The organism is Proteus hauseri, from assembly GCF_004116975.1.
GTDB lineage: Bacteria > Pseudomonadota > Gammaproteobacteria > Enterobacterales > Enterobacteriaceae > Proteus > Proteus hauseri.
Map to the genome: position 1 here is coordinate 2,663,561 of NZ_CP026364.1, position 14,703 is coordinate 2,678,263.

The following is a 14,703-nucleotide window of genomic DNA, read 5'->3' on the forward strand; positions in this document are numbered from 1 at the left end:
TTATAGTAAAAATAAATAAGGGAGAGGTATCGTATATTCTATTCTTCGTTTAGTTGAATTGGCAGTGGGCTTTGTAATTGTTGCAGATTATCGCAGAGCCAAATAAGTTGTAATAATGCCAAAGGATTTCTAGTTGTTAATGCCAAATAATGTGTTAATTGCTCAGCAATTAATGTCATACCCAAATCTTCAGCTGTTTGTTTGCTTATTGCCAACTGTTCTTTTTGCATTTCAGAAAGCAGCGCTCTACCAGTACAAGCTTGCGCTTCTAATACCGATAAAATAGGGCGACAAAATTTTTGTGCTAATGTCGGTTCGCTATGGTGCATTGCTGTTTGACGCTTACGTTTTGCCATATATTCTTGTATACGACTCATAAAACCAGACTGTTTTTTCTTACGCGGAAATTGGTCAAAATCGAGATAAAACATTTCAATGCCTTGCTCTTTTCTGATCCAAATTGTTGTTGGTAATAAATCAATATTTACATCACGCCGAACAGGTTGCACAGTAACAGCAACAATATCGAGCTCTCTTTTGGTGAGAAAACGTAATTCTTCAAGATTATTTTGTGTCGTTCCTTCCCAATAAAGACGTAAAAAAGCTGAATTATCATGATTATCTGAAACCTGCCAAATAACACATTGCTCAACTTCATACCAAATTAAAGGCTTATAGCTATTGATGTGTAATACAAGAGGAGGAAGAAAACCCTCGGTTTGTTTAGCAAAATAATCAGGTAAATCTTGCCAATGATTAATGCCTAATTCTGATCGCAGATTTTTATAATCGGCAAAATCAAGAAAGTCAGCTTGGGCTTGAGCAAAGCTATCACCTATTGCGGCAAGCTTACCTTCATCAGAAATTCGAGGTTCTTGCAATAAGAAAGGACGGCGCATTAGTTTATCGGCGGTTTGCTTCCATAATGACAAGTTATTCCACACACTATAGCGATTAAAAAGAGTATCAAGTTGATTAGGGCGAGCTTGTGTACTTTGCAATAGCTGTTTTTCTTCACTATCCCAAAAAGTAAAGGTCGCGCCTAAAGCACCACTTTGTGCTGTCCACCAATTAGCCCCAATAGGAATAAGAGATAAACTCGCTTTTTTATCATCATATTGACGACGTAGTTGGCCTCTTAGCTCTTTGAGTTGTTCTGGCGTAGCCTGTGATAGCTGGAATAAATAAGCTGAAATTTGAGCTAATAAACGTAACACACGACTTTCATCCATCGTGAAATGCCTATCAGCTAATAATTTTACTTGTGTGCTAAGCGTGCGTAAATAAGAGGCTAAACGTGGTAGTCCCTCAGCACGAGCAGACATATTAAGTAAATGGAGCTGTGTTGCACTGCTAGCACTGATATGGGATAACCCTTGGCGCAATAAATCTGCAATAAATTGCTCAATGGTATTAATTAAAGTCAGTTCTTCGGCAATTAGTGGCCGTTTTGAGCTATTTACAACCGCTAAATCGTCGGGCCACAGCCAAGGCTGGTTATGTTGCTCAAAGAGTTTGGCTACAATAGCTAAATGAAAGGCTTTTTTTTGAGCATCAGAAAAGGGTGACAACATGCCGTCATAACCACTAGCTTGTAAGAAAATAACGGGCTCTTCAATATCAGGTAGCTGAATTTTAAGCTGTGTTCCTAAATCTTCTGTGATAAGTGTATGTTGTTCCCATTGTTCAATTAATTTTATTGCAGTACGACAAGCGGGCTTTCCCGTTTTCTTAATCAGGAATTCAGGTTCTAGTGTCAATAATGTGGGTAGAAGAGGCGTAAATTCAGCGATTTCTATCGCTGCTTGAGAAAGTATATCCTCAGCATCATCAGCGTTATTTTCACTAGGAATATTCGATAGTGTCTTGTTGGTTTGTAACCATAAAATAGCAGTTAAAATATGTTTACAACAACCCGATGCCGCGCAATCACAAGTGGCTTTTTGAATGCCTGCAGCATCTAAAGTGACTTGCTGCCCATCACTACTAAATTGCCCATTATCAGCATCTATTAATGCTACTTTTCCATTATCGAGATCTTTTCTTGCTCGACGTAATAACCCTGCATTGGCGAATACCGTTAATGCATCTTCATCGTAATGGTAATAAACAGTTTGCCAACTCATTGCATTACCTCTGCTAGCCATTGTGCGAAATGTTCTGGTGTTAGAGCCGCTACTTGCATGCCTCTATCGGCTAATTTTTGTGCAATGGTTGCGTCATAAACCGGTTGTGCTTCATCATCAAGTGCAGCCAGTCCAAGTAACTTAACTTGTTGGCTATTAAGCCGTTGAGTGCAATCCAATAAACGGTTTAATGAGCCACCTTCTTCAAAGTCGCTAATCAGCGAAATCACGGTACGCTTTGGATTTTTAACTAATTTTTCGCAATATTGCATAGCGCTAGCGATATCGGTACCGCCACCTAATTGTACTGTCATTAACACTTCAACAGGATCATCTGCAAGATGCGATAAATCGACCACTTGGGTATCAAACACAATTAAAGAGACATTTACTGCAGGTAGTGATGCCAAAATACTTGCACATACCGCGGCATACATAATAGAACTAGACATTGACGCACTTTGGTCAACGCAAAGAATAACATCCCACGGAAAATGCTGTTGCATACGTGAGTTAAAGTAAGGTGTTTCAATGACTAAGCGTCGATTTTGCGTATCATAATGTTTTAAATTAGCGGCAATTGTGGCTCGCCAATCAAAATTTCGGCTATTTGGCACTAAAGAGCGTCTAAAACGGTTACGACGACCTGTTAATGATTGGCGAAAATTATTGCGAATTTGACGTAAAATATCCTCAACAACTTGTTGAATAATCGTTTTTACTGCATCTCGTGTCTCTTCACTCATTCGTCCACGTAAGCTTAATAGTGTTTTTGCTAATGCTTTTGTCGGTTCCATCGATTTTAACGTATTGGGATCTTTCAAAAAGCTACTAATCTGATAACGTTCTATCGCTTGCGATTGCATACGTTCAAAGGTGCTATTAGGAAATAGCTTGCGCGCTTGATTAAGCCAATTTACCGCTGTGAGCTGAGATGCATCAAGCGAGCCGTGTCGTCCTTGTTCTTGGCGAAGTCCTCGTCTTTGGTATTCACGGCGATAAAGAAAATCGAGAGTGCGCTCAATTTTAAGGTCGTCAGCATTAAAAGTGGCTTGCCCTAGCGCATCATCAGCATATTGACCTAAAATCAGTCGCCAGCGTTTTGCTTGTTGTAATTTATTTTGGGGCATATCTTCAGGCTTATCGTCATGCTGACTCATGAGCGTTGTCTCCTTTATCTGTTTTCTTAGCTTCAAACCAAGAAAGCATGCTTTGTTCCGTTATTCTCTGTTGTAATCGCTGGTTAAGCTTTGTCGCTTCAAGCATCTGTTTTGCACTAAATTCTGACTGCCATAGTGATAATGCTTGCGTATCTAAGCCAATATCACTGGCAATATATTGTGCAAGCTCAGCATTTTGTTTTGGATTGAGTTGGCTAAAAGCAAAACGCAGATCAGGTAAGATCTGAATAAATCGTTCTTCATCCCACTGTTGTAATAAATTATTGAGATGATCAACCAATAAAGGTAGGCGAATGATTAATTCAGGTGCAGTACGCATAATGCCAACAAAATAACCAATAGCATGTTCAGGATCACTTCCTGTGCTAAATGTAGTGTTTAATGCGGTTACAAGCGTGCTTTCATCAATATATGAACCTAAATAACGTAATGCATCCACCGCACCTTTAAGGCGGGGAACACTATTCAGTAGTCCATCAAGACGATTAAGTTGCTGATAAAAATCATTTTTATAATCATATCGATGATTTAATGATGGCATAAACTCAATGAGTTCACGTAAAGAGAGTAAGGCTTGCAAATTTGTTTCTTGTTGCTGCTCATCACCTTGTGACAGTTGTTCTAAACAGAAAAAAGCTTGTGGGATAACTTGATGTAGACGGTTTTCTAATGCAGCTTCATCTTTTATATCCAGATATTGTCGTCCACGCCATAAGTGGATTAATTTATGCCCGCATTGAGTTAGTGAATCAAGACGAAAATCTTGTTGAATGTAGCTATCTAACAGCTTAAAGAGAGAAGGAATGCGCTGGTGGAGCCCAATTAATGCGGCTTGGATCAACAATGTTACCGCACTTTGGCTAGAGCGGCTTTGGCCTTGTTCTTCTAACTGTGTTTCCATTGCTAATAATTTTGAAAGTGCAATAGCTTCAAGTTGAGAGCCTTTTTCTGATAATGAAATCAGTTCACCTTCAACATTTGGTGTCCAAGCATATTGCCATTCTTCAAATAAGAGATCTAACTGATGACCTGAAAGAAAATCAGGGCCGCTAATTCGGCGAGCAAAATGAATTTCTAAAAATGCCAATAAGTGTAAAAAACGGCTTCTTAAACGATGTTGCGGGTTGCGGTAAACATCACATTTTGTGGTTTTTACTAATGTGTCATCAAGTTTAAAGCGAAAGGCTTTAGCGCGTTCATAGGTTTCGTTGACTAAAGGTGGTGTAGCAGTACCTAGAGGAGTTTTTCCAAGCAAATAGCCAGAAAAACAGGTTTTGATTTCTGCCCATAATTCGCTTTGGCTATCGTCTAAGCTACCTTTAATAAAAGCACTTTGTAGCCCATCTAATAAATCATTACGACCAGGACCTGTGTGATTTCTTAATAAAGCTAAACGTAAACTTTGTTCTGCAGCTAATTTTACGGCTAAATAACTTGGCGGATTATCAAATTGCTTTTCTCTTATTGCTTGAGCAACATGGCTTAAAAAAGCAATCGCCATTTTATTGCGATAAACTTGTGTTGGCTGTTTGGCAAATGCGTTATTTTCTATTTTATCGTGATGCTGTTGCATCATACCCAGCCAAACTTGTTGATAAAAAGCTGGAGATGGCATGCCTGAGCCGTAGCCATTAAGGGCATCTAGGCGGTCAAAACTATAACGAATAAGCCATGCAGATTCGCTTTCGCCCATTTTTTGCATCTTAGTAAATAGCTTTTTTTCTGTGCTACTTACGACAAAATCTTGTGGTTGCGCGTCCGCTAAACCCTCAATTAATGCAAGGGTATGAAACCCACCCGTTACAATAAGAATTTTTGCATTAGGTTGTTGCTGTTTTATGGTTTTTATATGTGTCAGCATATGGGCTTCACGTTGTGATGAGCCTTCTGCTTCAAGCACTTGTGGTTCATAATCAAGGCGAGCAAGAGCACACCAAATAAAGGTATCAAAAAAGAGCGATTGCCAGTTACTCATCTCTTCAATATTACGCAATTCAAACAGATGCTCCCAAACATCATCATGATCACGGCAGTGGCACTTTTTAGCGAGTTGAGCAATAAATTGGCTGTGGGCTAAATAACGCTCTTTTTGCAGGCTACGACTTTGTGAATCACTATATTCTTCGTTATTTACTTGAGCAGCCCAAGGCAAATCGATGAAACGGGTTTGGGCATTAATGCGTAATCCACCGCGTAATGCTTGCCATTCAGGCGAATATTCACAAAATGGAAAATAGGCAGAGTGTAGTGATTTTTCACGTTCTTCTTGTTCACCATCGTTATGTAAATATTCTGCTTGCCCCATTATTGCAACAGGTGGCAGGGTATCTTTATCCGTTAAGCTTGGGATTAGTGAGTTAAATGTATCTGGGCCTTCTATCAATATATAATCAGGTTTTACTGAATCAATAAGAGATAAAATAGCATATGCACAAGCGGGGCTATGATGGCGCACTGGTGCAAAATAGAGATGTTGCTGCTGCAATGATGTCCATTTCAATCGAGCTTGTTCGAGTCTTTCAGGTAAAGTTATTGAAGGTAGTGTCACCGTTGTCATCCCTTTTCTGGGTGAAAAGGCAGAGTCTTGTTTAACCCTGCCTTTTAATTGATAAATAACCTATTTTAGTGCTTAGCAAGCAATATTAAGACTATTGCCAAAACTCTTTTGATGCTTCAAAGAACGCTTTCCACTCTTTACTATTTCTTGCGCGTTCTCTGGCTACGTTATCCATGTAATAACGCATACGTTTAATGTCATCAGCGTTATCTTTTAATACTACCCCAATTAACTGACGCGCAATCGCGCCGGCATTAAGCACACCGTCGCCTAAATAATGCGCTTCTAATGCACAAGCATAAGCAATATTTACTGCTTCAGCCGTCGACATTACCGCGTCAGGGGTTTTGATATTTCCGCCATCTTGCGTATTACCTGAACGCAGCTCTTGAAAGGTTGTTACCAAAAGTTCGACAACATCAGCAGGCACTGTAATTTCGCTTGCTAAGGCACCTAATTCATTTTCAAGTTGTGAATGAATTAGGCTAATTTCAAACGCAGGATCACGGATCGGTTTAACGGTTTCGAAATTAAAACGGCGTTTTAATGCCGCAGACATCTCATGAACACCACGGTCGCGTAAGTTTGCTGTACCAATAAGGTTAAAACCTGGTTTGGCACTAACACGTGCGCCGTCACCCATTTCAGGGATCATTAGCTGCTTTTCAGACATCAATGAAACCAGCACATCTTGAATTTCAGGAGGGCAACGGGTGATTTCCTCAAAGCGAACAATTTTACCTTGCAACATACCTTGATATAACGGAGAACCGACTAACGCTCGTTCAGTTGGGCCTTCTGCTAATAGTAGTGCGTAGTTCCATGAGTATTTGATATGGTCTTCTGTTGTACCCGCAGTGCCTTGAATTGTTAATCCTGAATCACCACTAATTGCAGCAGCAAATAGCTCAGATAGCATGGATTTTGCGGTACCCGGCTCACCAACTAACATTAAACCTTGTTTACCTAATAACGTGACAATTGCACGATCAACCAATGCATCATCGCCGAAAAATTTAGGTGTGATGCCTAACGCATCATCACCTAATACAAATTGACGAACAGCACGAGGAGAGCGAAGCCATCCTTGTGGTTTAGGATTATTGCTATCTGCTTGTGTTAAACGTTCAAGCTCATCAGCAAACCGAATTTCTGCGCTTTCCCTAATTGCTTGTTGCTCTGCAGGTGCTTTTTTAGCCATTATGCTTTCCTAGTTATCCCTATTACTTTTCAACAATTGTTTGCCAACATGGTGCTTACCAAGGTGTTTTCTTTTCCCATTCAGGATCAAATCCAGCACAGGCCTCTGCAACTTTTAGATAGTCAGCATAACTTTCTGCTAATAAAATTGGCGGTACCTCTTTTAGCTCAATATTATTGCGGTTCCAGTAATCTTGCTGATTTTTTTCAAAACTTAAATCAAACAGTACAGCAGGAATATTCTCTTCTGGCACATAGCTGCCGCTAAAGCCAATATTGACGTAATAGTTTAAGCTAGAGAAGAACTTATAATAGTGAGAGAACGAGCCACCGTCTTCCGCTGGGCCACGCTGATAACCCAGTTTGGTTAAAATGCCGCGTAGCGTGAAGGTGTCTGTTATCCAACCTTTTCTATCTTCAATTTCAGTAAGTTTAAGGTCTAATTCAGGGATTTTATGTTCCATTTGTGAGAATAAGAACTTCACTTTGTAATCTTTAAAGTGTGCAATCCATGCTTTCCGTTCATCTTCATCAACTAACGCCGCATGGGCTAATTGAATTAATGAGTCATTAGATAAAGTGACTTCGTCATCGTCGAGGTTGAGCAATGCGCCATCATCAGAAGGACGGAATGTGTTGATTACTTGACCATTTTTTACTTCTTGCCACACAAGCTGTTCAATAAGCTTGTGCATAATAGGGTGTGCAAGAATATATTCTTGCCAGTCAGTACTTAACCACTGACGTTGGGCACACATTGCTTCATATAAACGTACGCTTTGTAGTTCGATAACTTGTTTTAGCTCTTTCTTGCTCGAAGTGAAGAGCTTTTTCGCTTCTTTAATTAGCTCAGCATCATCATTTTTACGTGCTGCAGGTAATGCTTTAACTTCTTTACCTTCTGGATTAAACAGCACCAATTTCTGCTTAGCATCCATTTTTGCAGTAAAGATGCGTTCGCCATATTCCAGTACTAATGTGCCTGTATCATCAAATCCAGCCGTTGGAATAGTTCTGTCTGCTAATTCATCCGCACTCCAACCATTACGCTCCGCAATAAGTGTAACGAGGTTGCGTGCTTTTTCTTGTACTGATGTGGTGCGATAACGGCGTGAAAGTGAAAGTAATAGCTGAATAATAATGGGGTCATTGCTTGATGCTACGGCATCAATCATAGCTTCAATTTGAGCACGGCGTTGATAGTGATCACGCATATAATTACGTAATACAGAAACTGCCACGTGGCCTTCAATACCACAAATTAGCGCCAGCATTCCTTTATCACTAATAGCAGAGCCTAAATAACGACGTAAAACTTCGTTTTTAATCTCTTCAACCACTTGCTCTAAAGTATAAGTTTCATATTTAGCGTAATATTCAGGATAACGCTTAGCCCAATCTTTATATTGAGTTAATTGTGTCGGTGCCCGTTTTTGGGCTTCAGCCATGGCTTCTTCAAGTGATGGGCCTTTAACATCTTGAGCAACAAAGGTATGCAGAATAAAGCTAGAAAGTTTGTGTTGGCTTTCTACAGAGAGTAAACCAATATAACGTTGTAGTAATGCGTTGCCACCTGGCATTTTTAATTTTACCGCCAGAATAATCCACCAACGAATAATCGCCGGATCAACTGCTTTTTTGTTTTGCCATGTTAATGCAGGAATAGCATCAAAATTAAACCATGACAAACTTGCAGGTGCTTTGGCTTTTAATCCTTTTTCTGCTTCTGCTAATAAAGTTTTTGGTGAAAGATAATTAGAAATATCAACACCTAATTGTTCTAATGCTGTTAGTAATGAAGCACGGACAATTTCACGTTTTTCTTTTTTTAATAACGCATTAAGAGCAGGTAATGAATCAGGGTTATTTAAACGAGCCAGCCATTCGATTGCAGTTACACGGATTTCTTGTTTGCTTGAAGATAAACCTTCTTGCGCACTTAAATGAATATTAGGCAGTGTTTCTAATAACTTTTGTGCTGAAACACGGTGAGTCTTATTTTCACCTAAAGCTAATTCCATGATACGTGGTACAAATTGCGGTGGAATAGTTGGGGATCGCGCTAAAACATCAATAGCTTGTGATGTTTCAAATTGGCGATAACGATGCTCACTTTGATTTGGCATTAAATTCAACGCTTCTGCAATAAAATCAGTATATTGAGAGAAGAAATACCAAACTTGCTCAGGCCGACGAAAACGACGTAATCCATCTTGATAAGATTCTAAACACAATGCCGCAGTAACACGTGCTGCATTTTTAAAATTACATCTGCGTAGTACATCTTCAATATGACGTAATTCAATATCACTAAATAAACGTTCAGGAATTTCACCATTAAAATAATGTGAAGAGAAATGCTCTGCATGTTGGCGATTATTTGTAATTAATCGTACAGCATGAAAAAACGTATATTCAGGTAAATTTAAAATACGATTTTTATGTTTAATAATTTGAATTTCATTTGAGCTAATAGCACCTTGCCCACTATTTAATTTATCAATTAATGCACGGCATTGTTTTTCATTAATTTTAGATAAGTCTTTATAATGGCGTTGAGCCCAATTATAAGTGTGCTTTGAGGTTTTGTTTTCCTCTATTTCACGTTCGGCATTCTCTTTGGCTTTTTCTAAAATTTCATGAAAGTTGTTAACCAAAATATCACGCGCACTTTCTGGTAATTGTGTATCTTCTAGCGGTGTAAAATCAGGTACTTCAATCGCTTCAACAGTATTCGCATTATCTATAACATTAAAACGCAGCAGGGCGCTTTCAATACTTTTTTGTACCGCTTTAGAGGTTTCATGTTTTAGCGCTTCTTCTAACACATCACGGTTTTCACCTTGACGAGCAAATAAGTCTGCGGCTTGTGTTCTCTGTTTTGGCGTTCCATTCATTAAAACATGGGTTAAGTTTGCTTTGACAATATCAGCAGGTAATGTATTAAGAATGGGCTCAGCCGCTTTCTTTACGGTTTTTAAGCTGCTGGTGGCAAGTAATACTATTACATCAGCAAAATTATCACGTAATAGCGTGTTTTTATTAAGATAATTTATAAGTTCAACTAAACCATTTGCAGATAATTTCTCAATTAACGTTGTTCGAATAAATTCTTGATGCTCAAGTATATAATCATGTAAGTCGGAAAGTTCATAAATACGCTTAAGATTTGTTGCATAGTATTCGGAAATATCTTTTCTATCGAATACGGCAAATAACGCATTTTCACCTGGGATATCGGCTTCCTGTGCCAACATATTAGCAATAAATGCCATGCTCCAATGCTTACGGTGCTCTAAATTAAGATTTCGTGCATTTTCATAAGTGTTATAAAACACATCAATGAGCAGATAAAGCACCCAGGTTGGGACTTCTTTTGTGGTGATTTTAATATTGATATCTTGGCAAGCAGCAGCAAGTACTTTACCGTAACGTGCAATTTGCTCTGCGGAAAAACCGTCGCCGACTTTAGAATAGAGTTTGTGTCGAGCATTAAGGCCTTGGGTGATAATTTTGCTGTATTGACCCGTATTAACACCATGAGCATACCACCACTCTAAGGTGCCAGGTTTATCAAAGTAAACCGCTGCTTTTGAAGCATCCAGCTTGTTTAATTCAAAAAGTACCTCAGGGTTTTCACCAGTGAGTACATAATTTAATGCACGCTTAGGTAATTCCTCATCAAATGTAGCTAGTAGTACAAGAGATTCCTGTAGGTATTTTTCTGTCACAGGGACATCTTTTTTCCCAAAAATAGGGAAAATGTCTAAGATTTTTTTTATCACGCCAGTTCCTTAAGCTATGTATGGATAAACAGTTTTTTTTACCATGAAATGATGAATTGAACAATTTGATTATCAATGCTGCAAATGCAACTGATGCGATATATTTGTGAAATTTATAGTGATAAACGCTAAAAAATATCACTTAACTTTATTAATATTCAATTAATCCTTATATAGAAGCTTATATCAGGAAAAATGACTGAAAATGAAGAAGTGATAAATAAGGCATTTATTGTGATATTTAAAATAATTTAAGAATTGTCTGTTAAGTGGGATCGGGGCTAGCAGTTATTAAAATTGATTAAAAATATAACGTGATAAACTCAGACTAAAACAATGAAAATTGCGATGCCTTTTTACTCTTTTTTTTATTTATATTCGGAACTACCTGATTTATATAACAGCAGAAAATAATAATTAATAAAAATTACTAATGTTATTTTTGTGGAATAAAAAATGCCTCGGTTGAGAGGCATTTTCAGTTTATTAATTTGTCGTTTGGCGTGAATAAGATAATAACAATGAACTCGCACTGCAAATAAGTAAGGTTATCGCTAAATCTTGTCCCCAGCCAGCAAGCGCAAGACCGCCTCCAATAAGTAAATAATAGAATAAACCTAATAATGCGCCCGCAGTACCTAAGCGATCTTTATATTGAGCTAATGCAGTTGCCAATATATTGGGGATAGCAATGCCATAAGCAATTACACTGCCTATCATTGGAATAATAAAACTAATATTATTGCGCAATAAATAAACACCAATAGCACTAATTAATGCGATAAAACTGGCTAATAAAACTAGTTTTTTACATGTCCATTGATGATTTAATAGTGTTTTATTAATAAAAGAGCCAATACCAACACCTAATGCTAAAGCAATACCGCTATAACCAAAGGTGCTGGCACTGTAGCCTTGGTTATTAAACATAAAAGGAGCTAGCTGATAATAAGCAAATAAACTTATATTAAAGAAGGCAATTAATAATACAGTCTTAGCGATTTCTATATCACCTAGCATTTTTATTGCAGTTTCTCTTAATGGTGCAGTCTTTATTGTTACTGGGCGGCTTTCTGGTAATGCAAAAGTACTCCATAACAATAAAATAACAGCCAGAAATGCAAGGCCGCTAAATACACCTTGATAACCAGCATAGTTCACCAGTAATGAACCACTTAACATGCCAATAGCAGGACTTAATGCGATAGCAGCACCCATAACAGAAAAAACTTTTGCTAATTCATCACCACTATACACATCACGCATAATGGTTTGTGTTCCTACTGATCCCACCGCGGCACCAAAAGCTGACAACATACGTAATCCCAGTAGCACAGAGAAATCTTGGCTGATAAATACACCAAGACATGCAATAGCATAAATAAACAACCCAGCCAGCATAGTCGGACGACGCCCAATGACATCACATAACCGACCCCATATAATGACCCCCAGCGCAAAAGCAAAGAAATAGAGCGAAAGTGTTTGTCCAGCTTCACCTGCACTGACATTAAAGCCGTTTGAAATATCAGTAAGAGCTGGGCTATAAATGGTTTCTGCAATTTGTGGAAACATCATCAACGCAATTGCTAACCATAAAGAGAGTTTTCTGTTCATCTGTTGTATATCCTGAAACGTGGATCTTGATGACAGAATACAGAGATAAATAATGTCTAGTTACAAACATAAAGACATATTGTTTTTCAAATAGGACAAGTAATGGCTTGGCTTAATCAATACGACCACTTTGTGCCAGAAGAGCATCTAGCATCAGTTGTCGGTATTGCAGCGGAAATGGGAAAGCACGACTCCGGTTTTCATTCACACGATAGAGGGCAATTGTTATTTACGCAATCTGGCTGTATGAGAATAACCTTAGTTGATCGTGTGTCTGTATTGCCTCCAATGCGAATAGCATGGATCCCGCCTAAAATCGTACATCGTGTAGAAATGTATGCCTCTGTTGGTTATCGTTCAGTTTATCTCGCTGATAAATATCATGATAATTTTCCGACCGAGAGTGAAATACTAACTATTTCACCGCTACTTAGAGAAGTATTAGAACGGATTGCAATTGCCGATTTTGAAACCCAATGGGAAGAAGGGCGTTATGCTAATTTACTTACTGTGTTTTTCGATGAAATAAAACAATCTCAACGACAGCCTAATCATTTATCAATGCCTAAAGATAGGCGATTAAGTAAATTATCTTTTCATGAATTACCACCACCATTACAAGAAATGGCAAAACATGTTGGTGCTAGTGAAAAAACAATTACACGCTTATTTTATAAAGAAACAGGGTTAAGTTACCAGCAGTGGCGGCAACAATGGCGATTAATGAAAGCGATAGAATTATTAGCTATGCATCACCGTTATATTGATATTAGCCAAATATTAGGCTTTGCCAGTGATAGTGCATTTATTACTTTTTTTAAAAAAATGACTGGGCAAACTCCACAAGAATATTTGAAAAGTTAATTTTGATATTTTTGTTCTTTTAAAAACATAAAGCCCCGAAATTTAACGGGGCTTAGCAAGATAAAAGAAATAATTTAAATAGATTTATTTCTTTTTAATATCAGTGTGAAATTGGCGCTCGGTATAACCTGTATAAAGTTGGCGAGGGCGCGCAATTTTCAGGCCATCTTCATGCATTTCGTTCCAGTGTGCAATCCAACCAATGGTACGAGCAATAGCGAAGATTACCGTAAACATATTAGATGGAATACCTAATGCTTTCAGGATAATTCCAGAGTAGAAGTCTACGTTAGGGTAGAGTTTTTTCTCAATAAAGTATGGGTCGTTTAATGCAATACGTTCTAATTCCATTGCTACTTCAAGTAAGCTGTCATTAAGATTTAATTCTTTTAGCACTTCATGACAGGTTTCACGCATTACTGTGGCTCGTGGATCATAGTTTTTATAAACACGGTGACCAAAGCCCATTAAACGGAAAGAGTCATTTTTATCTTTTGCGCGTTTAATAAATTCAGGGATGTGCTCAACCGTTTTAATCTCTTCTAACATACGTAAACATGCTTCGTTTGCACCACCATGAGCAGGTCCCCAAAGTGAAGCAATACCCGCTGCAATACAAGCGAATGGATTAGCACCAGAAGAACCCGCAGTACGCACTGTTGATGTTGATGCATTTTGTTCGTGATCAGCATGGAGAATAAAAATTCTATCCATTGCGCGTTCAAGAACAGGATTAACCACATACTCTTCGCAAGGTGTCGCAAACATCATATGTAAGAAATTGCCTGCATATGAAAGGTCGTTACGTGGATAAACAAAAGGCTGACCAATAGAATATTTGTAACACATAGCAGCAACAGTTGGCATTTTAGATAGCAGGCGATAAGCCGTAATATCTCGGTGAACAGGATTGCTTACGTCAAGTGCATCATGATAGAACGCCGCTAGTGCGCCAGTAACGCCACATAATACTGCCATTGGGTGAGAGTCACGACGGAAACCATGAAATAATCGGGTGATTTGTTCATGGATCATGGTGTGACGAGTAACCGTTTTCTTAAAGTTGTCGTATTGCTCTTGTGTGGGTGCTTCGCCGTAAAGCAGGATGTAACAAACTTCTAAATATGTTGATTCCGTTGCTAATTGCCCGATAGGAAAACCACGGTGGAGTAATATGCCGTTGTCACCATCGATAAAGGTAATTTTTGACTCACAGGATGCGGTTGAAGTGAAGCCGGGATCATAGGTGTAATAACCTTTGGAGCCTAGAGTACGAATATCAATGACTTTGGAACCGAGTGTAGGGGTGAGAACGTCCAAATCCGCAGAAGTATCATCAATCGTTAGCTTAGCTTTGTTATCAGCCATTTATA

The 14,703-nt window shown here is 38.5% G+C and carries 8 protein-coding genes; 1 reads left to right on the forward strand and 7 read right to left on the reverse strand.

Translation table 11 applies throughout. The annotated features are described in order from the left end of the window. Window positions 1-38: 38 nt before the first annotated feature. The 6 genes from PH4a_RS12135 to PH4a_RS12160 form a co-directional block, all read right to left on the reverse strand. Window positions 39-2,126, reverse strand: coding sequence for an SWIM zinc finger family protein (locus tag PH4a_RS12135; RefSeq protein ID WP_129040040.1), 2,088 nt, complete (start codon window positions 2,124-2,126; stop codon window positions 39-41). After that, on the reverse strand, window positions 2,123-3,286 hold the full coding sequence (locus PH4a_RS12140) for a VWA domain-containing protein (RefSeq protein WP_129040041.1): 1,164 nt from the start codon (window positions 3,284-3,286) through the stop codon (window positions 2,123-2,125). Before PH4a_RS12140 ends, PH4a_RS12135 begins: the two co-directional genes overlap by 4 nt. Continuing rightward, window positions 3,273-5,855, reverse strand: a complete 2,583-nt coding sequence (locus tag PH4a_RS12145) for a DUF5682 family protein (RefSeq protein WP_129041898.1) — start codon at window positions 5,853-5,855, stop codon at window positions 3,273-3,275. The genes PH4a_RS12140 and PH4a_RS12145 overlap by 14 nt, the downstream gene beginning before the upstream one ends. Before the next feature lie 100 nt (window positions 5,856-5,955). Further along, window positions 5,956-7,065 (reverse strand): ATP-binding protein, encoded by a 1,110-nt coding sequence (locus PH4a_RS12150; protein WP_129040044.1) that lies wholly within the window; start codon window positions 7,063-7,065, stop codon window positions 5,956-5,958. Window positions 7,066-7,120: 55 nt separating this feature from the next. Continuing rightward, entirely contained in the window at window positions 7,121-10,849 is a 3,729-nt protein-coding gene (locus PH4a_RS12155) for a DUF4132 domain-containing protein (protein ID WP_129040046.1), read from the reverse strand. A gap of 486 nt (window positions 10,850-11,335) precedes the next feature. After that, window positions 11,336-12,466, reverse strand: a complete 1,131-nt coding sequence (locus PH4a_RS12160) for a multidrug effflux MFS transporter (protein ID WP_129040048.1) — start codon at window positions 12,464-12,466, stop codon at window positions 11,336-11,338. A gap of 102 nt (window positions 12,467-12,568) precedes the next feature. Here PH4a_RS12160 and PH4a_RS12165 point away from each other — a divergent pair, with 102 nt between their 5' ends. Next, entirely contained in the window at window positions 12,569-13,330 is a 762-nt protein-coding gene (locus PH4a_RS12165; RefSeq protein ID WP_129040050.1) for an AraC family transcriptional regulator, read from the forward strand. 84 nt (window positions 13,331-13,414) lie between these two features. On the opposite strand, the gene PH4a_RS12170 is transcribed toward PH4a_RS12165, so the two are convergent. Next, on the reverse strand, window positions 13,415-14,698 hold the full coding sequence (locus tag PH4a_RS12170) for a citrate synthase (RefSeq protein ID WP_129040052.1): 1,284 nt from the start codon (window positions 14,696-14,698) through the stop codon (window positions 13,415-13,417). Window positions 14,699-14,703: the final 5 nt, after the last annotated feature.

Bases quoted from the DNA above. Each gene is read 5' to 3' on its own strand.
- PH4a_RS12160 (WP_129040048.1), bottom strand. From the start codon at position 12,466: ATGAACAGAAAACTCTCTTTATGGTTAGCAATTGCGTTGATGATGTTT.
- PH4a_RS12150 (WP_129040044.1), bottom strand. From the start codon at position 7,065: ATGGCTAAAAAAGCACCTGCAGAGCAACAAGCAATTAGGGAAAGCGCA.
- PH4a_RS12135 (WP_129040040.1), bottom strand. From the start codon at position 2,126: ATGAGTTGGCAAACTGTTTATTACCATTACGATGAAGATGCATTAACG.
- PH4a_RS12165 (WP_129040050.1), top strand. From the start codon at position 12,569: ATGGCTTGGCTTAATCAATACGACCACTTTGTGCCAGAAGAGCATCTA.
- PH4a_RS12170 (WP_129040052.1), bottom strand. From the start codon at position 14,698: ATGGCTGATAACAAAGCTAAGCTAACGATTGATGATACTTCTGCGGAT.
- PH4a_RS12140 (WP_129040041.1), bottom strand. From the start codon at position 3,286: ATGAGTCAGCATGACGATAAGCCTGAAGATATGCCCCAAAATAAATTA.